This window comes from Candidatus Manganitrophus noduliformans (assembly GCF_012184425.1).
In the GTDB taxonomy this organism is placed as follows: Bacteria; Nitrospirota; Nitrospiria; order SBBL01; family Manganitrophaceae; genus Manganitrophus; species Manganitrophus noduliformans.
Map to the genome: position 1 here is coordinate 449,234 of NZ_VTOW01000003.1, position 22,057 is coordinate 471,290.

The 22,057-nt window shown below is 58.2% G+C and carries 22 protein-coding genes; 18 read left to right on the top strand and 4 right to left on the bottom strand.

Features of this window, described 5'->3' with window-relative positions; genetic code table 11:
- Positions 1–152 precede the first annotated feature (152 nt).
- From MNODULE_RS16720 to MNODULE_RS16780, 13 genes are all read left to right on the top strand, one after another.
- Entirely contained in the window at positions 153–1,067 is a 915-nt protein-coding gene (locus MNODULE_RS16720; RefSeq protein WP_168061930.1) for a hypothetical protein, read from the top strand.
- Positions 1,068–1,274: 207 nt separating this feature from the next.
- The gene (gene pyrR, locus MNODULE_RS16725; protein WP_168061932.1) at positions 1,275–1,835 is read left to right on the top strand and encodes a bifunctional pyr operon transcriptional regulator/uracil phosphoribosyltransferase PyrR; all 561 of its coding nucleotides are present in this window, start codon (positions 1,275–1,277) and stop codon (positions 1,833–1,835) included.
- A gap of 44 nt (positions 1,836–1,879) precedes the next feature.
- Positions 1,880–2,803: an aspartate carbamoyltransferase catalytic subunit gene (locus tag MNODULE_RS16730; RefSeq protein ID WP_168061934.1), complete on the top strand. Its 924-nt coding sequence runs from the start codon at positions 1,880–1,882 to the stop codon at positions 2,801–2,803.
- Positions 2,800–4,095, top strand: coding sequence for a dihydroorotase (locus tag MNODULE_RS16735; RefSeq protein WP_168061936.1), 1,296 nt, complete (start codon positions 2,800–2,802; stop codon positions 4,093–4,095). The genes MNODULE_RS16730 and MNODULE_RS16735 overlap by 4 nt, the downstream gene beginning before the upstream one ends.
- Positions 4,092–5,219, top strand: a complete 1,128-nt coding sequence (carA, locus tag MNODULE_RS16740) for a glutamine-hydrolyzing carbamoyl-phosphate synthase small subunit (protein ID WP_168061938.1) — start codon at positions 4,092–4,094, stop codon at positions 5,217–5,219. Before MNODULE_RS16735 ends, carA begins: the two co-directional genes overlap by 4 nt.
- A 2-nt stretch (positions 5,220–5,221) precedes the next feature.
- Positions 5,222–6,202 carry a signal peptide peptidase SppA gene (gene sppA, locus MNODULE_RS16745; protein ID WP_168061940.1) on the top strand — a complete coding sequence of 327 codons (981 nt, stop codon included), beginning with the start codon at positions 5,222–5,224 and terminating at the stop codon, positions 6,200–6,202.
- A 21-nt stretch (positions 6,203–6,223) separates the two neighbouring features.
- On the top strand, positions 6,224–6,706 hold the full coding sequence (locus MNODULE_RS16750) for a nucleotidyl transferase AbiEii/AbiGii toxin family protein (protein WP_168061942.1): 483 nt from the start codon (positions 6,224–6,226) through the stop codon (positions 6,704–6,706).
- Positions 6,707–6,736: 30 nt separating this feature from the next.
- On the top strand, positions 6,737–6,985 hold the full coding sequence (locus tag MNODULE_RS16755) for a hypothetical protein (protein WP_168061944.1): 249 nt from the start codon (positions 6,737–6,739) through the stop codon (positions 6,983–6,985).
- A 47-nt stretch (positions 6,986–7,032) separates the two neighbouring features.
- Positions 7,033–7,485: an MCP four helix bundle domain-containing protein gene (locus tag MNODULE_RS16760; RefSeq protein WP_168061946.1), complete on the top strand. Its 453-nt coding sequence runs from the start codon at positions 7,033–7,035 to the stop codon at positions 7,483–7,485.
- A 68-nt stretch (positions 7,486–7,553) separates the two neighbouring features.
- The gene (gene carB / locus MNODULE_RS16765) at positions 7,554–10,823 is read left to right on the top strand and encodes a carbamoyl-phosphate synthase large subunit (RefSeq protein ID WP_168061948.1); all 3,270 of its coding nucleotides are present in this window, start codon (positions 7,554–7,556) and stop codon (positions 10,821–10,823) included.
- An 8-nt stretch (positions 10,824–10,831) separates the two neighbouring features.
- On the top strand, positions 10,832–11,290 hold the full coding sequence (gene greA / locus MNODULE_RS16770) for a transcription elongation factor GreA (RefSeq protein WP_168062597.1): 459 nt from the start codon (positions 10,832–10,834) through the stop codon (positions 11,288–11,290).
- 3 nt (positions 11,291–11,293) lie between these two features.
- Positions 11,294–12,178: an SAM hydrolase/SAM-dependent halogenase family protein gene (locus MNODULE_RS16775; RefSeq protein ID WP_168061950.1), complete on the top strand. Its 885-nt coding sequence runs from the start codon at positions 11,294–11,296 to the stop codon at positions 12,176–12,178.
- Between the two features lie 18 nt (positions 12,179–12,196).
- The gene (locus MNODULE_RS16780) at positions 12,197–12,472 is read left to right on the top strand and encodes a hypothetical protein (protein WP_168061952.1); all 276 of its coding nucleotides are present in this window, start codon (positions 12,197–12,199) and stop codon (positions 12,470–12,472) included.
- Positions 12,473–12,480: 8 nt separating this feature from the next.
- Here MNODULE_RS16780 and MNODULE_RS16785 read toward each other — a convergent pair whose 3' ends face one another.
- From MNODULE_RS16785 to MNODULE_RS16795, 3 genes are all read right to left on the bottom strand, one after another.
- Complete coding sequence (locus tag MNODULE_RS16785; protein ID WP_168061954.1) at positions 12,481–14,490, bottom strand: PAS domain-containing hybrid sensor histidine kinase/response regulator; 2,010 nt, start codon at positions 14,488–14,490, stop codon at positions 12,481–12,483.
- A gap of 162 nt (positions 14,491–14,652) precedes the next feature.
- Positions 14,653–15,636 (bottom strand): threonine ammonia-lyase, encoded by a 984-nt coding sequence (locus MNODULE_RS16790; protein WP_202882250.1) that lies wholly within the window; start codon positions 15,634–15,636, stop codon positions 14,653–14,655.
- 6 nt (positions 15,637–15,642) lie between these two features.
- Complete coding sequence (locus tag MNODULE_RS16795) at positions 15,643–16,194, bottom strand: hypothetical protein (protein WP_168061956.1); 552 nt, start codon at positions 16,192–16,194, stop codon at positions 15,643–15,645.
- Positions 16,195–16,383: 189 nt separating this feature from the next.
- Between MNODULE_RS16795 and MNODULE_RS16800 the strand changes: the two genes are divergently transcribed.
- Positions 16,384–16,743, top strand: coding sequence for a PilZ domain-containing protein (locus MNODULE_RS16800; RefSeq protein ID WP_168061958.1), 360 nt, complete (start codon positions 16,384–16,386; stop codon positions 16,741–16,743).
- A gap of 60 nt (positions 16,744–16,803) precedes the next feature.
- Here the strand turns inward: MNODULE_RS16800 and MNODULE_RS16805 are convergent, their stop codons facing one another.
- Complete coding sequence (locus MNODULE_RS16805) at positions 16,804–17,379, bottom strand: TrkA C-terminal domain-containing protein (RefSeq protein ID WP_168061960.1); 576 nt, start codon at positions 17,377–17,379, stop codon at positions 16,804–16,806.
- A gap of 303 nt (positions 17,380–17,682) precedes the next feature.
- Between MNODULE_RS16805 and MNODULE_RS16810 the strand changes: the two genes are divergently transcribed.
- The 4 genes from MNODULE_RS16810 to tssK are packed head-to-tail and all read left to right on the top strand — an operon-like array spanning position 17,683 to position 22,057.
- Positions 17,683–19,023, top strand: a complete 1,341-nt coding sequence (locus MNODULE_RS16810; RefSeq protein WP_168061962.1) for a hypothetical protein — start codon at positions 17,683–17,685, stop codon at positions 19,021–19,023.
- The gene (gene tagH, locus MNODULE_RS16815; RefSeq protein WP_168061964.1) at positions 19,024–20,262 is read left to right on the top strand and encodes a type VI secretion system-associated FHA domain protein TagH; all 1,239 of its coding nucleotides are present in this window, start codon (positions 19,024–19,026) and stop codon (positions 20,260–20,262) included.
- Positions 20,263–20,269: 7 nt separating this feature from the next.
- Positions 20,270–20,704, top strand: a complete 435-nt coding sequence (gene tssJ / locus MNODULE_RS16820) for a type VI secretion system lipoprotein TssJ (protein WP_168061966.1) — start codon at positions 20,270–20,272, stop codon at positions 20,702–20,704.
- A gap of 21 nt (positions 20,705–20,725) precedes the next feature.
- Complete coding sequence (gene tssK, locus MNODULE_RS16825; protein ID WP_168061968.1) at positions 20,726–22,057, top strand: type VI secretion system baseplate subunit TssK; 1,332 nt, start codon at positions 20,726–20,728, stop codon at positions 22,055–22,057.

Genomic DNA, 22,057 nt, shown 5'->3' on the forward strand with positions numbered 1-22,057 from the left:
TCTTCGCCTGGTATATCCTCTCCATAAGAACTTCAACAAAACTTTTCTGTTCGGCTCAATTCATTCATTATTTTCCAACCGAATCTCTCGCGATCGATCTGCCGTTCGTGGAGCGTCCGGCGGCGTTGCCGCAATAAAGCGGGAGGAATAAAATGTCCCCTATGGCAGGAAAGCAGAATCAAACTCAAACGCAAAAATCCTCCGGCCTCGCTCGGTCCAACAGGGCGACAATGGGGACCGATCATTTGGAACATCCCTTTTTCCGATTGCAGCGGATCATCGGGAATCAAGCGGTGCAACGAACCTTGCAAATGAAGCGGACGATCAGCCGGCCGGGAGACGCGTCTGAGCGGGAAGCGGATGATGTCGCCGAGCGGGTGATGCGCATGCCGGATGCCGCCGAAGGGGGGACGTTGCCGGCGCACGAGCCGACCCATACCATCCAGCAGGGCGCGGCGACGGAAGCGGGACCGATCCTGCGTCAGGCGGCCCCGGCGGTTCCGCGCAAGACCATCTGGGTGAATATCGGCTTCGACTCCAGCGCGCAGGCGAATGAAGAGACGATGAGAAAGCTGAGGGCGTCGATTCGGGTGGAGAAGGCCGCCATCGCCGGCTGCTGCGCCGTCCATAACCGGGCCTGCAACATCGACGTGAAGCAACACTACGACTGGCGCCGCTCCAACAAGCCGGCCCCCGCCGACGGCGACTATGACAGCGATGTCGCCGCCGACCGCGCGCTGCGCGACAGGAACTTCGACAATATCGCCGGGCGCGCCGGCGGGGTGAAGGTCCTTGTGACGGAATCGACCCTGAGCCAGACCTGGCAGGGGGTCCGCATCTTCCCGCGCGCCAACACCCCAGAAAAAGGGATTTTGTGGAACCGCGCCCTCGCCGCCGAAGACACCCTCGCGCATGAATCGGGCCACGCGGCCGGTTATACGGGGGACGCCGAAGGGGGTCATCACAGCACCGATCCGCAGAATCTCATGAGTTCCGGCAGCATTCGCGAGGCCGGCGCCACCCCCGACGCCAACTGGTGCCAGCAGATGGCCGCGACGGCGCGGTAGTCCGTTTTTAATTGAAAGTCATATAACTCTTGACATTTTCCTCCCATCAAAATAAAATAGCCCCAGTTACCCTTTAAACCGGCCCCGCGAGGCTGGAAAGGAATGGACGGTGATTTTTAACGATTTCAAAAAACCTTCTCCCGATCTTCATAGGCGGGAGAAGGTTTTTTTATACCCTGACGCCGGCGGGAGAAGGATGGGAGAGCGATGGAACGGGTGATTCTCAATTCGGTCGAGATCTATCGGGCCCTCACCCGGATTGCGCATGAAATCCTGGAGCGGAACAAGGGGTCGAAGGAGCTTGCGCTCATCGGCATCCGGACCGGCGGGGTCTATCTGTCGCAACGGTTGGGTAAAAAGATTCAAGAGATCGAAGGGGAGACCGTTCCGATCGGTGAGCTCGACATCACCCTCTATCGAGACGATCTGGCCCACCGGAAAGAGTCTCCCGTCCTCAAGAAAACCCACATCCCCTTTGACCTGAACGACCGGAAGATCATCCTGGTTGACGATGTTCTCTTCACCGGGAGGACCATTCGCGCGGCGATGGACGGCCTGATGGATCTCGGCCGGCCGAAGCAGATTCAGTTGGCGGTTTTGATCGACCGAGGCCATCGCGAGCTGCCGATCCGGGCCGATTATGTCGGGAAAAACCTCCCGACCGCCACCGACGAAAAAGTTGAAGTGCTTCTTGAGGAAGCGGGCGAAGAAGATCGGATCGTTTTGAGAAAGGGGCCGGGGGCCGGGGGTCAGGGGTCGGGGAAATAATCAACTTGTAGGGGCAGACCTGTGTGTCTGCCCGGGATAACCAAATGGGACTGAAACGAAAAGACATTCTCGCCATTGCCGAGATGGAGAAAGAAGAGATTGAGCTGATTCTCCAGACGGCGGAATCGTTTAAAGAGGTCTCGACCCGCGAGATCAAAAAGGTGCCGACCCTCCGGGGGAAGACGGTGGTTAACCTTTTCTTCGAGCCGAGCACCCGGACCCGGACCTCTTTCGAATTGGCGGCCAAGCGGCTCTCGGCCGACGTCATCAACATCTCCACCTCATCGAGCAGCGTGGTGAAGGGAGAGACCCTCCTCGACACGGCGCGAAACATCGAGGCGATGCAGTCGGACATCATCATCCTCCGCCACGCCTCCTCCGGCGCCCCATACATTTTGGCCCGGGCGCTGCGGAGCGCGGTGATCAACGCGGGAGACGGATCGCACGAACATCCGAGCCAAGGGCTTCTCGACCTCTATACAATCAAAGAGAAGAAGGGGGGGATTCAGGGGCTGAAAGTGGTGATCGTCGGCGATGTGCTCCATAGCCGCGTCGCGCGCTCCGACATTCACGGTTTGAAAAAGCTGGGCGCCGAGGTCCATCTCGCCGGTCCTCCAACCATGATTCCCCTCGGCATCGAGCAGTGGGGAGTCAAAGTTCACTATCGTCTGGAGGAGGCGATTGCGGGGGCCGATGTGATCATCCTCCTTCGCCTCCAGCTGGAGCGTCAGGGAAAGGGATATCTCCCGACCCTTCGAGAGTATGCCCAGCTCTATGGTCTTAATAGCAAGCGGGTCGCCTTGGCCAACAACGGTGTTCTGGTGATGCACCCCGGCCCGATCAACCGGGGGGTCGAGGTGACCCCCGAGGTGGCCGACGGTCTCTCGTCGGTGATTCTGGAGCAGGTGACAAACGGGGTCGCGGTCCGGATGGCGTTGTTGTATCTTCTTTCCGGAGAAAAATCATGACCGAGCGAATTCTAATTCAAGGGGGACGGATCATCGATCCCGCGGCGGGAAGGGATGCCGTCGGCGATCTTCTGATCGAGGAAGGGGTTATTCGCGAGATCGGCCCGCGTCTTTCGGTCAAAGGGTCTTGTCAGAAAATCGATGCGGCTGGAAAACTCGTCGTCCCCGGACTGATCGACCTGCACAGCCACCTGCGCGAGCCGGGGTTCGAATACAAAGAAACGGTGGCGACGGCGACCGCCGCGGCGGCCGCGGGAGGATTCACGACGATCTGCGCGATGCCGAACACCAACCCGATCAACGACAACCAATCGGTCACCGAATTCATCCTCGAGCGGGCGAAGGCCGAAGGAAAAGTTCATGTCCTCCCGGTCGGGGCGATCACGAAGGGATCGAAGGGGGAGGAGCTGGCGGAGATCGGGGAGCTGGTCGCCGCCGGATGCGTCGCCCTCTCCGACGACGGCCGGCCGGTGATGAACAGCGAGCTGATGCGCCGGGCGATGGAGTATGCGAAGATCTTCGACGTGCCGGTGATCGACCATTGCGAAGACCTCAACCTCTCGGCGGGCGGGGTGATGTTCGAGGGGGAGGTCTCGACCGCGCTTGGATTGAAGGGGATTCCGGCCGCTTCGGAGACGGTGATGGTGGCGCGCGACATCGCCCTGGCCGAGCTGACCGGCGCGAAAGTGCATCTCGCCCACATCAGCTGCGGCGGCTCGGTCCACCTGATTCGCGAGGCGAAGCGGCGGGGGATCGCGGTGACGGCGGAGACCTGCCCGCATTATTTCACCCTGACCGACGACCGGGTGCGGGGCTTCGACGCCAATGCCAAGATGAAACCGCCCTTGGCGACGCGGCGCGATCTGGAAGAGATCCGCGCCGGACTGGCCGATGGGACGATCGATGCGATCGCCACCGATCACGCCCCGCACGCCGCGCAGGAGAAGGAGTGCGAGATCGACCATGCGCCGTTCGGGATCATCGGCCTGGAGACCGCCTTCTCCCTCTCCTTGATGTTGGTGGAGGAGGGGCTGCTCACGTTGCCGGCGCTGATCCAAAAGATGACGGAGAACCCGGCCCGGATCATCGGCAAAAAAATCGGACAGCTTGGGATCGGCGATCGGGCCGACGTGACGCTGATCGATCCCGCGGCGGAGTGGGTCGTCGATGCGGGCCACTTCAAATCGAAGAGCAAGAACTCCCCGTTCATCGGCTGGAAGATGAAGGGGCGGATCGCCGGCATCGTCCTGTCCGGCGTTTGGAAGTCTGCGGACGCGGAGGCAGGGCGATGAAGCGGGCGATTCTGCTCCTCGAAGACGGAACGGCGTTCCTCGGAAAATCGTTCGGCGCGGAAGGCGAAGCGGTCGGCGAGGTGGTTTTCAATACCAGCATGACCGGCTATCAGGAGATCCTGACCGATCCCTCTTATAAAGGGCAGATCGTCACGATGACCTATCCCTTGATCGGCAATTACGGCGTCAATCCGGAAGATGTCGAATCGGAGCGTCCCTGGCTGGAAGGGTTCATCGTCAAGGAGTACTCCTCTTTTCCGAGCAACTGGCGGGCGACCGAGCCGCTCGATCAGCTCTTGAAGCGCAACCGGATCGTCGCCATCGAGGGGATCGACACCCGCGCCCTGACCCGAAAGATCCGCGACCGCGGCGCGATGCAGGGAATCCTTTCGACGGAAGCGTTTGAAACGGCCTCCCTCATAAAAAAGTTGAACTCTCATCCGCCGCTCGTCGGGCAGGACCTTGTCCGGCAGGTCACCTGCGCCGAAGCATATCCCTGGAAAGAGGGGCCTTGGCGGGAGGCGGTTCCGGCGCCGGTTTATCATGTGGTGGCGTACGACTTCGGGATCAAACAGAACATGCTCCGGCGGCTGGTCCAGATGGGATGCCGGGTGACGGTGGTCCCCGCCGAGACCCCGGCCGAAAAGGTGCTGTCGGTGAATCCCGACGGCGTTCTTCTCTCGAACGGGCCGGGCGACCCGGAGGCGGTGACCTATGCGATCCGGAACACCGAGAAGCTGATCGGCAAAAAGCCGCTCTTCGGAATTTGTCTCGGCCATCAGATCCTGGGGCTGGCGCTCGGGGGAAAATGCAAGAAGCTCAAATTCGGCCATCACGGCGGGAACCAGCCGATCATGGACCTGGCGACGCGGCGGGTGCAGATCGTTGCCGAGAATCACGGCTTCGCCGTCGATCTCGCGTCGATCGAAAAAGAGGTGGCGCTGACCCATGTGAACCTGAACGACAACACGGTCGAGGGGATGCACCATCGGACCCTCCCGGTCTTTTCCGTTCAGTACCATCCGGAGGCCTCGCCGGGCCCGCACGACGCCCACTTTCTCTTCAAACGGTTTATCGACTTTTTTGCCAACCAAGCAGCCTCTGCCCAAGGAAGGGGGAGATAATCATGCGACGTCGAATCTTCGATACACATCTGTTCACGATCATTCTTGGAGGGGGACTCTCGTTTTTGCTCTCGGGATGTATCTATAACATTTCCCTCCTCCCCCAGCCCGGACCGTTGGAGGAAAAGGTCGTCGAGGGGAGCGGCGACGACAAGATCCTTCTGCTCGATATCTCGGGCATCATCTCCGAGGAGAAGCCGGATGGCCTGATCGAGCGCCCCGATATGGTCGCCCGGGTCAAGGAGGAGTTGAAGCGGGCGGAGTCCGACAAGGGGGTGAAGGCGGTGGTCTTGCGGATCAACAGTCCCGGCGGGACGGTGACCGCGTCCGACATCATCTATCACGAGATCGTCCGATTCAAGGAGCGGACCGGCCGAAAAGTGATCGCATCGATTCTCGACGTCGGCGCGTCCGGCGGGTACTATATCGCGATGGCGGCCGATCGGGTGATCGCCCAGCCGACCTCGGTGACCGGCAGCATCGGCGTGATCATGCTTCACGTCAATCTTCAAGGGCTGATGGAAAAGGTGGGGGTGGGGGCCGAAGCGATCAAGTCGGGAGAGAATAAAGATTTGGGGATTCCAACCCAACCTCTCTCGCCGGAGGACCGTGATATTTTCCAGAGCGTGATCAACGATATGTACGCCCGCTTCCTGGAGGTGATCATCCGAGGCCGGGAGGGTCTTCCGGCGGACCGGATCAAGGCGCTCGCCGACGGCCGGATCTACACCGCCGCCCAGGCGAAGGAGGCCGGCCTGGTCGATCAGATCGGCTACCTGGACCAAGCGATCGAGCTTGCGAAGTCGGAAGCGGGTCTCAAGGAGGCGAGTGTGATCCTTTATAGCCGGTCCGGCCAGCATATCAACAACATCTACTCCGAGGCGATCCGGACGGAGGTGAATCCCCTCTCCGCCTGGGGGGTCGATCCTAAGCGGCTTTTGCAGGGGGGATCGGCGAAGTTTCTTTATCTTTGGATGCCTTAGTCAGAGAGCGCATAAAGTTCTATGTCGGATCAATTCAGGGATTTTATTGCGGTTCTTGCGGCCCTTGATAAACATGGTGTGGATTATGTTCTGATCGGGGGCGTTGCGGTTGTCCTTCATGGGATGGAACGGTTAACCCGTGATGTGGACATTATGGTCAAGATGGTTCCTGAAAACGTTGAAAGGTTGAGGAGGGCGCTCCATGAAGTTTTCGATGATGGTTCCATCGAGGAGATTACGCTCGGTGAGTTGCAGAAATATCCGGTGATTCGCTATGGAACGCCGAATGATTTTTATATCGATGTCATCGCTCGGATAGGTGAGGTTGCCGCATTTGAAAACTTAGATTATGAGGTTCTTGATTACCAAGGAACAAAGATCAAGATTGCGACACCCGAGACGTTGTATCGTCTCAAGAAGGACACCGTGCGGGATCGAGATAAAATGGATGCAGCGTTTTTACTGGAGCTAATTAAAGCAAGAAAATCAAACCCACCTCGCTAGGGTTGATTTTCATCTTTATCGAGAAGTCTGATGCCGGTCTACAAATATAGAACGTTTGAAGAAGCGGAACGAGCCCTATGGAATTTCAATCCGGATGAGGCGTACTTTAAAAGAGTAGCCGAACTTTGGGCATTTGCGGACCAACTGAATTCCATCGTTTATCCAAAGGGGATTTTTAAGTTTCAAAATTTAGAAGAAGCAAATAGGCAAAGATACGAACTAGAATTGGCCCACGCAAAAAAGGTTCAAACCGGTGGTATCTCGACAACGCGGAAATAGATGAACTGACGATTGCAAGGGCTTCAGCAAAATAGGAGGTGGTAAAAATGACTGACATTGTCACAATTTCGTCGATGCTTAGCAGCATTAAAACTGCCTCCGACATTGCAAAGTTTTTTCGAGATACAGATCTTTCTTTTGAAAAGGCAGAACAAAAGCTAAAACTTGCCGAGCTAATCAGTGCCCTTGCTGACACTAAGATGCAGGTTGCAGAAATTCAGGATTTGATCTCAACAAAAGATAAGAAGATAAAGGAATTGGAAGAGGCAATCGAAATAAAAGCAAAGCTGAAATGGGAGGCTCCATACTATTGGTTGGTGGACAAGGAGAAGGATGGACCATTTTGTCAGCAGTGTTATGACAAAGATAGCGAGCTTATACATTTGCAAGGTAACGGTGAGGGATATTGGAATTGCAAGACGTGCAAGAACCACTATACAGATAGTCGCTATAAACAAGATTTTACAAGTGTTGTCGAATCAAAATTCGATCCATGGTAATAAACGCCTCTGCACGACTTAAGGTCGTTACTTTCAGTGAATTAATCAATTGTAAATAAGGAAAATAATTGCCGAAGCGAACCGACATTCATAAAATTCTCCTAATCGGCCCTGGGCCGATCGTCATCGGGCAGGCGTGCGAGTTTGATTACTCCGGGACACAGGCCTGCAAGGCGCTCCGTGAAGAGGGATACCAGGTGATCCTGGTCAACAGCAACCCGGCGACGATCATGACCGATCCGGAGGTGGCCGACCGGACCTATATCGAGCCGATCACCGTCGAGGTGCTGAAAGAGATCATCGCCCGCGAGCGCCCCGATGCGCTCCTTCCGACGATGGGAGGACAGACGGCGCTCAACATGGCGGTGGCGCTTTACGAGACCGGCGTTCTGGAGCGGTTCGGCGTCGAGCTGATCGGGGCCAAGTATGACTCGATCAAGCGGGCGGAAGATCGCGAAGCCTTCAAACGGGTCATCGAGAAGGCCGGTCTGGAGTACACGAAGAGCGGGCGCGCGCGCAACCGGGAAGAGGCGCTGGCGGTGGTGGCGGAGACCGGGTTCCCGTCGATCATCCGCTCCTCGTTCACCCTCGGCGGCGCCGGGGGGAGCATCGCCTACAACCGCGAGGAATTCGAGAGCTGCGTCGAAGCGGGCCTCTCAAGCAGCCCGATCCATGAGGTGCTGATCGAGCAGTCGGTGTTGGGATGGAAGGAGTTCGAGCTGGAGGTGATGCGGGACAAACACGACAACGTCGTCATCATCTGCTCGATCGAGAACCTCGACCCGATGGGGATTCACACCGGCGATTCGATCACCGTCGCCCCGGCGCAGACCCTGACCGACAAAGAGTATCAACGGATGCGCGACGCGGCGATCCGGATCATCCGCGGCGTCGGCGTCGACACCGGCGGGTCGAACATCCAGTTCGCCCTCAACCCGAAGAGCGACGAGATGCGGGTGATCGAGATGAACCCGCGCGTCTCTCGAAGCTCGGCGCTCGCCTCGAAGGCGACCGGCTTCCCGATCGCCAAAATCGCCGCCAAGCTCTCGGTCGGTCTTACCCTGGATGAGATCCGAAACGACATCACCCGTGTGACCCCCGCCTCGTTCGAGCCGACGCTCGATTACGTGGTGGTGAAGATCCCCCGGTTCGCCTTCGAGAAATTCCCGAGCGCCGACCCGACCCTGACCCTCCAGATGAAATCGGTCGGAGAGGTAATGGCGATCGGCCGAAATTTCAAAGAGGCCCTCCTGAAAGCGTTCCGGTCGCTGGAGATCAAACGGGACAGCCTGGAGCCGCGTTATACCGCGCTCGATGGGGACGGGAAAAAACTGAAGGAGATGATGACCCGCCCGACCTTCAACCGGCTCTGGCAGGTCGCCGACGCCCTCCGGCTCGGCGTCTCGATCGACGAGATCCATCAATTGACCAAGATCGACCCTTGGTTCCTCGATCAGATTCAAGAAATTATTGCGATCGAGCGAAAGCTAAAAGAGTGGGGGGCAAGATCCCCTGTAGAGACGTCCCGGCGGGACGTCTCTACGACGGACATTCCAACAGGCGAAGATATTCTCCGGACGGCGAAGGAGGCGGGATATTCCGACCGGCGGATCGGGAACCTGGTCGGGTGCTCGGAGGGAGAGGTCCGCGCCTGGCGGGAGAAAGAGGGGCTCCTTCCGGTCTACAAGCGGGTCGACACCTGCGGCGCCGAATTCGAGGCGTATACCCCTTATTTCTACTCGACCTACGATCGGGAGTGCGAGGCGGCCCCGACCGAGCGGAAGAAGGTGATCATCCTCGGGAGCGGCCCCAACCGGATCGGGCAAGGGATCGAGTTCGACTACTGCTGCGTTCATGCCGTCGCGGCGTTGAAAGAGATCGGCTATGAGAGCATCATGGTCAACTGCAACCCGGAGACGGTCAGCACCGATTACGACACCTCCGACCGGCTTTACTTCGAGCCGCTGACGCTGGAGGACGTTCTCCACATCGTCCGGCGGGAGGGGGCGGAAGGGGTCGTCGTCCAGTTCGGCGGGCAGACCCCGTTGAAGCTGGCCGTCCCCCTCGAAAAAGAAGGGGTGCGGATCTTGGGAACTTCTTCCGATGCGATCGACCGGGCGGAAGACCGGGAGCGATTTAAAACATTGTTGGAAAAACTCGGACTGAAGCAGCCGCAGAGCGGCCTCGCCCGCTCCTATCCCGAAGCGCTGAAGGCGGCGGGAGAGATCGGTTATCCGGTGATGGTCCGTCCGTCGTATGTTCTCGGCGGGCGGGCGATGGAGGTGATCTACGACCAGGAGAGCCTGCGCCAGTATATGACCCATGCGGTGAAGGCGTCGCCGCAGCACCCGGTCCTCGTCGACAAATACCTGGAGGACGCGGTCGAGATCGATGTCGATGCGGTCGGCGACGGCCAAGAGGTCTTCGTCGGCGGGATCATGGAGCATATCGAAGAGGCGGGGGTCCATTCGGGCGACTCCGCCTGCTCGCTCCCCCCCTTCTCGTTGAGCCCGTCGATTTTGGAGACGATCCGCGCGCAGACGATCATCCTGGCCAAAGAGCTCGGCGTCGTCGGCTTGATGAACGTCCAGTTTGCAGTTAAAGACGGAGCGGTGTATATTCTGGAGGTGAACCCGCGCGCCTCCCGAACGATTCCCTTCGTCAGCAAGACGATCGGCCTGCCGTTGGCGAAGATCGCCATGAAGGCGATTCTCGGGAAGCCGCTGCGGGAGCAGGGGGTTTTTGAGGCGCGGCCGATCACCCATATCGCCGTCAAAGAAGCGGTCTTTCCGTTCAAGCGATTGAATGTCGATTCGATCCTCGGCCCCGAGATGAAATCGACCGGCGAGGTGATGGGGATCGATCACGATTTCGGCCGAGCCTTCGCCAAGGCGGAGGCGGGGGCGGAGAATTTTCTTCCTGTCTCCGGCAAAGTCTTCATCAGCATCAAGGACAAAGACAAGCCGGCGATTTTACCGACGGCGAAGCGGCTCTTCGAGCTCGGTTTCAGCCTGATCGCCACCGCCGGAACCGCCGCTTATTTCGAACAACACGGGATGACCGTCGAGCGGATCTATAAGGTCAAAGAGGGGAGACCGCATGTGGTTGACGCCCTCAAGAACCGCGAGATTCATCTGGTGATCAACACGGTCGGCGACAAGGTCTCTCAGGTCGATTCTTTTTCGATTCGGCAGACGGTTTTGTACTACAGCATTCCCTATTTCACCACGATTGCGGGGGCCAAAGCGGCGGTGCGCGGAATTGAAGCGCTGCTGAAAGGGGGAGTGGCGGTCAAGACGCTCCAGGAGTATCATGCAGAGATGGGAGGAAAAAAGTGAAAGTACCCATGACCCAAAAAGGGTATGAGCAGATTCGAGAGGAGCTCGAGCGGCTCAAACGCGTCGAGCGTCCCCACGTCATCGCCCTGATCGCGGAGGCGCGAGCGCACGGCGATCTTTCCGAGAACGCGGAGTATGCGGCGGCGAAGGAGAAGCAGAGTTTCGTCGAGGGACGGATCCGGGAGCTGGAAGACAAGCTGGCGAACGCGCAGGTGATCGACACGAGCAATCTCTCGACCGAAAAGGTGGTCTTCGGCGTCACCGTCACCATTATGGATCTTCAAACCGACGAAGAAAAGAAGTATACCCTCGTCGGCCAAGACGAGGCCGATCTGAAGGATGGAAAAATTTCCGTTCAATCCCCCGTTGGAAAAGCGCTGATCGGAAAGCGGGTCGGCGACTCGGTCTCGATCGTCACCCCCTCCAAGACCGTCGAATACGAAATTCTCAAAATCACATTTGAGTGAAGAATGCAGGGGCCAGGGGCCGGAGGCCGGGGGCCGGCAAAAGGCAAACCCGGAAAGCAGCGCAATCGGCTTTTTTTTTCTCCGACCCCTGACCCCCGGCCCCCGGTCCCTATCATCACCCTCACCACCGATTTCGGCTTAAGCGATTACTTCGTCGGAAGCGTCAAAGGGGTCCTGCTCCAAAGGGCCCCCGGCGTTTCGCTGATCGACATCACCCATGAGATCCCTCCGCAAGATCTGATCACCGCCGCCTTCGTCCTCAAGGAGGCCTCGCTTTATTTTCCAAAAGGAACGGTTCATCTGGCGGTCGTCGATCCCGGCGTTGGAACCGATCGGCGGAAAATCATCGCCGCCGAGGGAGGACAGCGCTACGTGGCTCCCGACAACGGCATCCTCACTTATATCCTTCAGAGGAAAGGAGGCCGGGTTTATGCCGTCGGCGAGACGCCGCTCCTCTCATTGGAAAAGAGCCCGACGTTCGCCGGCCGGGATCATTTCGCCCCAATCGCGGCCCTTCTCGCGACGGGGACGCCGCCGGAGGCATTGGGCGCCGAGATCAAAGACCCCGTTGTCATCGAAGGGCTTTGGCCCAAAAGAGGGGAGGGAGAGATCGTTGGAAAAATTGTCTATATCGATCGTTTCGGAAACGCGATTGCCAACGTGACCGAGGCCGATTTGAAAGGGTCGATCGGCGGATCCGAATGGGCGCTCGCTGTAAAGGGGGTTCGACTGTCGGGTCTGAAGAAGAATTATGCGGAGGGGAAGAAGGGCGCAGCCAATCTCATCGTGAACAGCTCGGGGCATCTGGAGATCTTTGTTCCGGGGGGGAGCGCGCGCGACCTTCTGGGGCTCCGTCTGTTGGATGAAGCGATGATCGAAAAGATTTAATAACGTGAGGCGGAAGAAATGGGCTTTGTTTTTTTATTGTTACTTGGATTAACGGCGATTATTCTGATCGCCCGCTTTGCCTCCAAGGCGGCCGGCCGGGGCGCGTCGGGGGGAGCGGTTCAAAACGGGAAGGAGAAGATCACCTACGAAGGAGGGAAGAGCCACGCCGAAAGGGGGCGGTATTTCCAGGAGGCGACGATTTCTCTTCTTCTCAAAAAGGGGGTGATCACGGAAGAAGAGCTTCTTGCGGAGATCGAGATGATACGAAAAGAGGAAGGGCCGCATTCATCGTAACCGTCGGATCAGGCCTGTCGCAGGACTTCCGCGACCGTTCGGAGAAGATCGTCGGGGCGATACGGTTTCGGTAAATAGGAGATCTTTTTGAAGTAAGAGGCATCTTCGGTCCGATGGCCGCTCGACACGATGATTTTTAAACTCGGGCCGATTTGGTCGAGCTGACGGAGGACTTCTTCCCCGGAGAGGTGGGGCATGGTTAAGTCGAGAATGACCAGATCGATCTCTTTTTTCTTTCCCGATAAGAGCGCGAGGGTCTCTAGACCGTTCCCCGCGGTGAGCACTTTATATCCTTTGCATTCGAGAATCGTTTTTCCCAGAAGGCGGATCGCCTCTTCGTCGTCGACCAGGAGAATAGTCTTTCCACCCTCCGTCGCGGGCCTCTCGGAGGAGAGCGTCTGCCTCGAAAGAGGGGATTGCTCCGTCTGCGGGAAATAGATCCGAAAGGTGGTCCCCTCCTCTTTCGCGCTCTGCAATTCGATCCATCCTTGATGCTCCGCGACGATCCCATAGACGGCGGAGAGTCCCAGCCCGGTGCCGCGCCCGATTTCTTTTGTGGTGAAGAACGGCTCGAAGATGCGATGACGAATCGCCTCATCGATCCCGCTGCCGTTGTCGGAAACGGTGAGACGGACGTAACGGCCCCTTTTGGCGTTGGGGTAGATGCGGCAATGCGCGTCATCGACTTCGATATTTTCGACACGGATCAAGATGCACGGCTCCCACCCCGGCGGCGTCGGGACGTTCGTGCGCCGTTCCATCCGCTCCATCAGGGCGTCGCGGGCATTGACACAGAGGTTCATGATGAGCTGGTTCATCTGGCCCGCATCGGCCAGAATGAGCCAAAGGCCGGGGTCGACCTTCATCTCGATCTGAATCTGGCGGTCGATCGCCTGCCGTAAAAGATGAACCGCCTCTTTGGCTTCTTTCCCGAGATCTTGCGGCCGTTGATCGACCGGGCTTCTCCGGCTGAACGAGAGAAGCTGTTGGGTCAGCCCGGCCCCCCGGCATGCCGCCTTTTGGGCGACATCGACCAGGCCGAACAACTCGCTCCCGGCGGGAAGTTGTTCCAGAATCAGGGCGAGGCTCCCCGTGATCGCCGTCAGCAGGTTGTTGAATTCATGGGCCACCCCTCCCGTCAGCTGGCCGACCGCCTCCAGCTTCTGCGCATGCCGGAGCTGCTCTTCGATCTGCTTCCGCTCGGAGATGTCGCGGACGAAAGCGACATGAAACTCGTCGTCGCCGTGCCAGAGATGCCGCGCCGAAACCTCCACTGGAAAAAAGACGCCGTCCTTGCGCCGGTGCAAGGTTTCGGTATGTACCGTATCGATCCGGTTTTGGATAATCTCCTCCCATCGCTCTTTCGAAAAAACGGGATCGATATCCCAGAGTTTCAGACTCAACAGCTCATCACGGGTGTAGCCGAGCGAGCGGCACGCCTGTTCATTCACATAAGAGAAGCCGGCCTCGCGGGTCATAAAGAAGACCGCGTCCGGCGCATGCTCCATGGAGAACTGGAACCGCTGCAGCGCCTCCTTCGCCTGTTTTCGCTCGGTTAAATCCTCCAATTGTGCGACAAAATAGAGCGGCTCTCCGTCCGGGTCGCGAACGACGGTGGCGCTGACGCTCACCCAAACGGTGTGGCCGTCTTTGTGGAAAAAGCGCTTTTCCATTTTGAACGGATCTTTCTCCCGATTGAGCAATTCCCGGAAGCCTTTCAGGTTCGCGTCGAGGTCGTCCAGATTCATGATGGCGCGAAAGTTCATTCCGACAAGCTCCTGTTCGGAATATCCGACCATCTGGCAGAAAGCATGATTGACCTCGATCCAGCGGCCGTCGAGGCCGGTCAGGGTCATGCCGATCGGCGCCCGATCGAATGCTTTACGGAACCGCTCCTCGCTTAACCGCAATGCATCTTCAGCCCGTCGGCGTTCGGCGACTTCTTTCTGCAATGCTTCGTTGGCGGCCGCCAACGCTCTGGTCCGTTCAACGACGCGCTGTTCGAGGTCTTCATTCATTTTCTTTGTCTCCCATGATGTCGCTTCATCGGAAGAGTCCCTCACGTTCCCACGATGTCATCATCTACTAAAATACACAATTGATAAAAAGGCAAGAGATAAATTCAACGGCAGTATATTTTATAAATGGCCTGAAAGGAAGTTTAGGTTTAAAGTATAGGTCTATCTATTATCATCTTTTGAAATCAACATCATTCCCAGCAGCGAGGGATCGACATTCCCGCCTGTGAGGACGACGCCGACCCTTTTGCCCCGCAGGCCTGGAACCTTGCCCGCCATCAACGCGGCAACGCCGGCCGCCCCGCTCGGCTCGACGAGCAGCTTCATCCGAATCAGCATGAAGCGGACCGCTTCGGCGATCTCCGCATCGGTGACCAACGCGACCGATTCCAAATGTTGTTGCATGACCGGAAAAGTGAGCCGGCCCGGCGCGGGGGAGAGGAGCCCGTCTGCGATCGACCGGGAGAGCGGGGTGGAGATGATTTTCCCCTGCTTCAGGGAGAGGAAAGTATCATTCGCCGTTTCGGGCTCGACCCCGACGATCCGAATTCCGGGCCGGATTGCATGGGCCGCGATGCTGCATCCGCTGATCAGCCCGCCTCCCCCGATCGGCGCCACAAGAAAATCGAGATCGGGGATGTCGGCGAGGAATTCCAGCGCGACGGTTCCCTGCCCGGCGATAATGTGCGGATGGTCGAACGGCGGCACGAGCGTCAGGCCCCTTTTCTCCGACAATTGTTTCGCGATCGCTTCCCGGTTGTCTTTGAGACGATCATAGAGGATCACTTCCGCGCCGTAACCGCGCGTTGCCGCCAGCTTTACGGCGGGGGAGTCGCGCGGCATGACGATGACGGCGGGGATCTTGAGCCGCTTCGCGACCAGCGCCACCGCCTGGGCATGGTTTCCGGAGGAGAAGGCCACCACCCCTGATTCGCGCTGCGCCTCGCTCAATTGGCCGATCAAATTAAATGCGCCCCGAAACTTGAACGCGCCGACCCGTTGCAAGTTTTCGCATTTACAAAAAACCTCGGCGCCGACGATGTCATTCAGCTGATCTGAAGTTGCGACCGGCGTGCGGTGCGCATTCTTTTCCAGCCGGCGCGCGGCGGTCTGAATCTCTTGAAACGTAATTTCGCTCATCTCCATTCCATCTCAATGAAACCAATTCGGCCAAGAGGGTGAGCCCCACAACCACCAGAGCCCGCCGACGGTTCCATATAGGAGAAGCGACCGGCGCCCCGCCTTGATGTCCTGAGGGGAAGGGATCGCGGCGAGCAGGAGCGTGGAGGTGAAGTAGCCGGTCGCGAGCCATCCCCCCCACTGATGATTTGCCCAAAAAGGGGCCGCCAGGCCGGTCAAGCAGAGCCAAGCCAAGGGGAGGAGGAGCAGGGGGGCGAGGGCGACAAAAGCGCCGTTGAACATGTTTATTTTACGAAAGGAGACCGAGCCGAGGGCCCAGCCCTCCCCGGCGCGTTTGGGCCGAAGAGAGAAGCCGGCCGGCCTCGCCAGGAGAAGGAAACCGACGATCAGATGGAGCAGCTCGTGGGAAAAGGTGCCGGGAAGAGAGAGAATCGCGAGCCGCCACTTCGAGCCGCGGGCGCGAAGCAGGATCAGATACAAGACCCCCGCCAGGATCGCGCTCGGCAGGAAGCCGGGGAGGTGAAGGAGGGTCTGAGGCGTTGTATTAAGGAGCGGTATCAGCAAGGGGCGGCCTCATTTAATTCGAAAGGAGAATACACTCGAATTCAATCAAAATCAAATTCGATCGGTCGTCGTACGAAGCGGGCTGATGGAATCCACATCGACTGTCGCGAAAAAAGTGAGCGGGTTTCCGTAGTCATCGTCAATTGTTGACGGGGGGATAAAGTGTGATACCTTTTCATCAGAGGATTCATGATGAGAAGCAAAAGGAAACGGGCCAGGATTCCACTGATCTCCATCGCCCGCCTCACGCCCGAGGGGATGGAATCAAAAGAGTATGTTTTGATCCGTGACATCTCAACCGACGGCCTGGGGATATACAGTAAGGAACGGTATCGGAAGGGGGATCTTGTCCTCGTTGAGCTGACCCTGACGATTCAAGAAGAGAAAATCGTCGAATCGGTCTCCGGAAAGGTGGTTTGGGTGGCGCCGCTTCCGGATCAAAACCACTTTGCAGTCGGCATCCAGTTCGAGAAGATGCAGCTGGAAAAACCAAAGTTGTATGCGCACATCAAAAAACTTGAGGAGAGATACGGGGAGGGTCCCTTCTGAACGATTTTAACGAAACACGCGGGCCTGTCGAGTGGTCCGCGAAAACCATCCGATTTAACTTTAACCGTTGAACCAGAACAGTTTGTAAATATGTATTTTTCTCCGCGGGCCGATGTAGGTGATCTGGTCATGCGGCTCCACGACCGTCCGTCCGTTCGCCACCTCGACCCCATTCTTTTTCCGAACGTAGACAATCCGCATCTCCGCCGGGAGGTTCCATTCCTGAATGGCTTTTCCAATCCAGGGAAACCCGTTCGGAATGACCGCATGTTGCAGGACCAGACCGGAATCTTCCAGGACATGCTCAAAAAGGCGGAGCGGTTCTTCTTCCGTCGATTGTTCTTCAATCAGGGTCAGCCGGTTTTGAAGTGCATTGATCTCGCGGCCGAGATCGGCGAGTTCGGGCTCTTGGGAGAGAAGATCCAAATCGGTCATTCCGGCCTCAAACTTCCGGTACGTCTTCTCTCCCAAGATCGATTGGTATTCCCTGATCCGACGCTCCAGTTCGGACATCTCCAATGAGATCTTGACATGCTGGACCCGATGATGGACCCGCTCGGCGATCGCGACGGTCGCTTCCTGAAATCCGGTCGCGGCAAGCGCGAGATCGCGTCTGATCCGCCTCCAGGTACCCATCGATGAATCCCTCCCTCTGATTCAAGCCGTTTTTCGAACCGCTCTGCACCGTCCAAATTACCATAATTTTGCCGATAAGCCAATGAGATCCCGAAGGAGGCCGGTTCGATTCCGTGCCGATCGTCGCCGCCCACGGGGATGGGAAATCCCGGGATTCAATCTCTCCCGGCCTCCTCTTTTAAGGGATGATGCCATCGAAAATAGTCCGCCGCGGACCATGGAAAATCGCTTGACATTCCTCTTGTTTTTCTTCAATATTAGCGCCTATCCGCAGTTCTACCTCCGAAAACCTCAGGTGCTTTCATGGATGATGAGCGTTTACCGGGACAAATGTCTCTTCAGTATGACGAGTTCAGCGACCTTCTGGGAGGGGCCGTTTGGGAAGAGGCATTGGATCGGTGGAGCCGCTCCGGTTTTTCGATTGCGCGGCAGCAGACGCTTCGTCCTTTCGCGTCCTATTTTTCATCTTCTCCTCAATTCCTTTTCTCGGAGGATCGACAACGCTATTCCCTGGAGGTCCTCTGGCTGAAGTGGAATCTTTTCACCGGTTTATGCCGCCGAATCCAAGGCATTCATCAGGCGCATCAACGGCCCCTCTTGAATCTTCAGCCGGCCCATCTCCGACTGACGATGGCGGCGGCGACCGAACCGTTCCTGCCGGTCCGATGGGGTTTTTCCCTCGATACGTCGAATCTCCAATTGGCCGATCGATTTACCCCGCCGGGAATGCCGGCCGACTTTCCCGCACAGCTCTTCAGCCCTCCCCCGGATGCGCATCCTCTTTATTCGGCGCCCCTCGTGAGGCGGCAGGGGCTTGAGCAGGAGGAGACGGCGACCCTCCTGGTTCGATCGACGGAGCGGATGCGGGACTCCCCGCCGGGAGAGATCCGGGGGATCGTTCAGGCCCAGCTGGTCTCCGACCGTCTGAAGGGGGCTGATTATTCTTTGGGGGACCTCTTTCTTGTCGCCCCGCACCTCTCCGAGGAGGGGGAATCGCTTCGGATCTGGGCGAGCAAGCGGGGCTCCGCGGAACGGGGGGTTCTTCTCGAAGGGGTCACCGAGCCGGTCTCCCCCGCGGTTTGGGAGGGATTTGAAAAAGCGCGGCAGAAGGTTTTCGCCCGGTCGGAAGTCATGATCTACAAGAGTCTTCATATTCCGTGCGATCTCTACAGCCTGGGGATGATTCTCTTTCGGACGCTTCTCGTCAACGATCGGCAGGAGATGGAGGGGGTTTACGAGGCGGTCGACAGAACGGCGGGGCAGCTCGGCCCGATTTCCCTCTCGTTGGAAAACCAGGAGAAGCAATTCCTGTCGCGCCGGCTCCGGTTTTACCTCCGGAAGGAAGGGGAGATCCTTTCGAAAAAAGCGATCTTCCATCGGCAGCAGGAGAGAGAAAACGGCTGCGATGCGATCCCGGACGATCTGTGGATCGAGGCGCTCTTGATCGGATTTCGCCTCATTCAGAATCGGGTCGAGGTCCCGCTCGATCAGCTCGGGGGCCTGATGGCGGGGGTGACCGCCGACGCGGAACGGCTGGGGGGGCGAATCAAATTGGAGCTCTTCGGCTCCCGCGAGCGGAACCGGGAGATTCTCGAGGCGTGCGACCTCATCCGGAAAGAACTGAGCGAGGTTCGGAACGGGTAAATGCCATTCAAATTAGTCATCGAGAGTATTTTGGACAAGACCGGAAATGAGGCGGTCGAATGCGAATATGAGCAGGAGGTGGTCCGAATCGGCCGCCAGGATTCCAACGAGGTCCAGCTGGAGGATCCGCGACGCATCGTCTCGGGGAAACATGCCGAGATCCGCCGGAAGGAGGATCAATTCCTGTTGATCGATATCGGGAGCAAAAACGGGACGCGGCTGAACGGGGAGCCGTTGATTTCCGGAAAGGAATACCCGCTCGGCCCGGAAGACCAGATCGCCATCGGCAACTTCGTCCTTCAGTTTTTCCCGATCATTCGGGAGGAGACCAAACTGGAGGCGGTCGAGGTTTCGGACGCCACCCTGAACTTTTCAGGAACGGCGGAGGAGACCGAAACCCTCCTGGAGGAATTAAGCCGCGCCTACGCCGATCATCAAGCAGATTCCGAAGGGCGGCGGTCCCGGATCGCCGAGATTCTCCGGAAGGCGGTTTTCAGCCTCGACGAGGGGAGGGCGAGACGGCTTCTCGATCTGGTCGAGGCCCGCTTCCCGGAGCCGGAGTATCAGCAGGAGCGGGTGAAGCGGAAATCGGCCGATACGCTCCCCCCCGAACAGATGCGGGAGATTGCGGCCGGCCGGGCGGCACATGAAGCCTTAAAGAAGCTGGCGGGAAAATATTTTGAAAATGCAGAGACGCTGGACGCGCCGGAAGAGATGACCGCTTTCGTCGACCGTCTCGATCGGGTCTTAAAGGTCATGGTCGACTCGCTCGCAGACGCGGTGAAAGGACGGCGGGAGTTTGAGGCGGGGTTCGAAGTCGAGTCGACCCGGATCTTCCTGCGCAAACCGAACCCGATCAAAGTGGTCGAGGGGAGCCGGGAGATCGGAGCCTATCTTTTTGACATGAATATTTCGGAGTCGACCGAGAAGGTGATCGCCGATCTGGAAGATGTCTTCACCGACCTGGCGCTTCATCAGGTCGGGATGATGGCCGGATTTCGGGAATGCCTGCGCGGGCTGCTGAAGCAGTTGGATCCGGACACCCTGGAGGGAAAAGAGCGGCGAGAGGGGGGCGCCCTCCGGATCGGCCCGCTGGCCAAATTGGCGGCGTGGGATCGATTCCGGGAAAAACATCGGGAGTTATCAGAGGAGGAGGTTCGGACATTTGAACAGATTTTGGGACCCTATTTTGCGGAGGGCTATCTCTCCATCCAGAAAAAGAAGAAAACAACTTCTTAAGTTTTCATTGATCTTGCTCCTTTGCGCGGTTTCATTCGGGCTGCCGGCCTGCGGGAAAAAAGTCATCAACCTTTCGCTGGCCGGTTCCAAAACGTTGAATCTCGACGACGGCGGCAACCCCCTTCCGGTGATCGTCCGCGTCTACCAGTTGAAGGGGAAAGAGAAAATCGAGGGGGCCGACTTTATCTCCCTCTGGAAAGAGGATGAGAAAATTCTCGAAGGGGATTTGTTGGAACGGCAGGAGATCACCCTCCTCCCCGATACGAAGGTCGAGGTCAAAGTCGATCCGCAGGAGGGGGCGGAGTATCTGGCGCTGATGGCCCTCTTCCGAAAGCCGGAGGGAAACGATTGGCGGGAGATCATCCCGCTAAAAGGGAAAAAGGTCCGCTCGGTGGAGATCAGCGTCGAAGCGCAGACGGTGAAGGCGGCCAACATCGATTAAGGGAATAAAGGATCAATTCCTATGGATAAAGATCAAAAAGTAGTATGGAGCGAGGGGATGTTTCTATCGCCCCACCACTTTCAGCATTGGGACCGGTTTCAGGAGCGGAATCTCTCCAAGCTCCTCGGCGCGATGACCCGATTCGGCGGGGGGGTCGCCCGGATCGACATCGATACAGAGGCGCTGGCCAACGGAACGGTCGCTCTGCTCGGCCTGCACGGGGTGATGCCCGACGGTCTCGTGGTCGAGATTCCGGAGACCGATCCTTCCCCGGAGACGCGGCCGATCGGGGATCTTTTCCCGCCGGCCCTCGACCACCTCGATGTCTACCTCGGGATTCCGGCCGAACAGCCCGATGCCGCCAACTGCCGGTTGGAGGAGGGGGGTGACACGCGATCGACCCGTTACACCGCCTCCTATATTAAGGTAGCCGATTTCAACACCGGCGGAAATATCCGGGAGATCGCCGTCGCCCGGAAAAATCTCCGGCTCTTCTTCTCGGGGGAGGAGATGTCGGGGGCGGTTACTCTCAAGATCGCCGAGCTGGTCCGGACCGCCGGGGGAAACCTCGCCCTTCGGGAAACCTATATCCCCCCTTGTTTGGCGATCTCCGCCTCCGGATATCTGATGCGGCTGATTCGCGGATTGTTGGAACTCCTCTCCGCCAAGCGGAGCGCCCTGGCCGGGCAGCGGGACGATCCGGGGTCGTTCGATCCGGTCCGCATGACCCTTCTTCAAACCCTCAACCGGTCGATTCCGGTTTTGTCCCACTACAGCCATCTCGGGAAGATCCATCCCGAAGCGCTCTATCTGACCCTCGCTTCGATGGCGGGGGAGCTGACCACGGCGTCGCCCGACCAGCATCCGCGCGATCTCCCTCCGTATCAGCACCACGACCTCACGAAGACCTTCCGGGAGCTGGAGCTGCGGATCAGAAGCCTGGTGGAGGGGGTCACCCCGACGCGGCATACCGTCATCCCGCTGGAGAAGAGCCGGGAGAATACGCTGGTCGGCCGGATCGCCGATGAGCGGCTTTTGGAGACGTCTCAATTCTACCTCGGGGTGACCGGTAACCTTCCGGAAGATCAGATCCGGGAGTGGACCCCGCGGCGAATCAAGGCGGGCGCCCCGCTCGATCTCGATACCATCGTCACCTCGGCATTGCCGGGGCTCAAGCTAACCTACACCGCCCGTCCGCCTTCAGGTCTCTCTCCAAAAATCGGGCACCATTATTTTCGACTTGAGAATCAAGGGCCCCTTTGGGATTCGATCTGCCGTTCACACGCCGTCGCCTTCTACCTTCCTGCAGATCTGAATGGCTTCACCGTCGAGCTTTTTGCAATAAAGGAGTAG

Excerpts from the sequence above, each read along its gene's own strand:
- sppA (WP_168061940.1), top strand. The coding sequence starts at position 5,222 with ATGCGACGTCGAATCTTCGATACACATCTGTTCACGATCATTCTTGGA.
- MNODULE_RS16810 (WP_168061962.1), top strand. The coding sequence starts at position 17,683 with ATGGATGATGAGCGTTTACCGGGACAAATGTCTCTTCAGTATGACGAG.
- MNODULE_RS16720 (WP_168061930.1), top strand. The coding sequence starts at position 153 with ATGTCCCCTATGGCAGGAAAGCAGAATCAAACTCAAACGCAAAAATCC.
- pyrR (WP_168061932.1), top strand. The coding sequence starts at position 1,275 with ATGGAACGGGTGATTCTCAATTCGGTCGAGATCTATCGGGCCCTCACC.
- tagH (WP_168061964.1), top strand. The coding sequence starts at position 19,024 with ATGCCATTCAAATTAGTCATCGAGAGTATTTTGGACAAGACCGGAAAT.
- MNODULE_RS16805 (WP_168061960.1), bottom strand. The coding sequence starts at position 17,379 with ATGGGTACCTGGAGGCGGATCAGACGCGATCTCGCGCTTGCCGCGACC.
- MNODULE_RS16800 (WP_168061958.1), top strand. The coding sequence starts at position 16,384 with ATGATGAGAAGCAAAAGGAAACGGGCCAGGATTCCACTGATCTCCATC.
- carA (WP_168061938.1), top strand. The coding sequence starts at position 4,092 with ATGAAGCGGGCGATTCTGCTCCTCGAAGACGGAACGGCGTTCCTCGGA.
- greA (WP_168062597.1), top strand. The coding sequence starts at position 10,832 with ATGACCCAAAAAGGGTATGAGCAGATTCGAGAGGAGCTCGAGCGGCTC.
- MNODULE_RS16730 (WP_168061934.1), top strand. The coding sequence starts at position 1,880 with ATGGGACTGAAACGAAAAGACATTCTCGCCATTGCCGAGATGGAGAAA.
- MNODULE_RS16750 (WP_168061942.1), top strand. The coding sequence starts at position 6,224 with ATGTCGGATCAATTCAGGGATTTTATTGCGGTTCTTGCGGCCCTTGAT.
- tssK (WP_168061968.1), top strand. The coding sequence starts at position 20,726 with ATGGATAAAGATCAAAAAGTAGTATGGAGCGAGGGGATGTTTCTATCG.
- MNODULE_RS16780 (WP_168061952.1), top strand. The coding sequence starts at position 12,197 with ATGGGCTTTGTTTTTTTATTGTTACTTGGATTAACGGCGATTATTCTG.
- MNODULE_RS16760 (WP_168061946.1), top strand. The coding sequence starts at position 7,033 with ATGACTGACATTGTCACAATTTCGTCGATGCTTAGCAGCATTAAAACT.
- MNODULE_RS16775 (WP_168061950.1), top strand. The coding sequence starts at position 11,294 with ATGCAGGGGCCAGGGGCCGGAGGCCGGGGGCCGGCAAAAGGCAAACCC.
- MNODULE_RS16790 (WP_202882250.1), bottom strand. The coding sequence starts at position 15,636 with ATGGAGATGAGCGAAATTACGTTTCAAGAGATTCAGACCGCCGCGCGC.
- MNODULE_RS16755 (WP_168061944.1), top strand. The coding sequence starts at position 6,737 with ATGCCGGTCTACAAATATAGAACGTTTGAAGAAGCGGAACGAGCCCTA.
- MNODULE_RS16735 (WP_168061936.1), top strand. The coding sequence starts at position 2,800 with ATGACCGAGCGAATTCTAATTCAAGGGGGACGGATCATCGATCCCGCG.
- MNODULE_RS16785 (WP_168061954.1), bottom strand. The coding sequence starts at position 14,490 with ATGAATGAAGACCTCGAACAGCGCGTCGTTGAACGGACCAGAGCGTTG.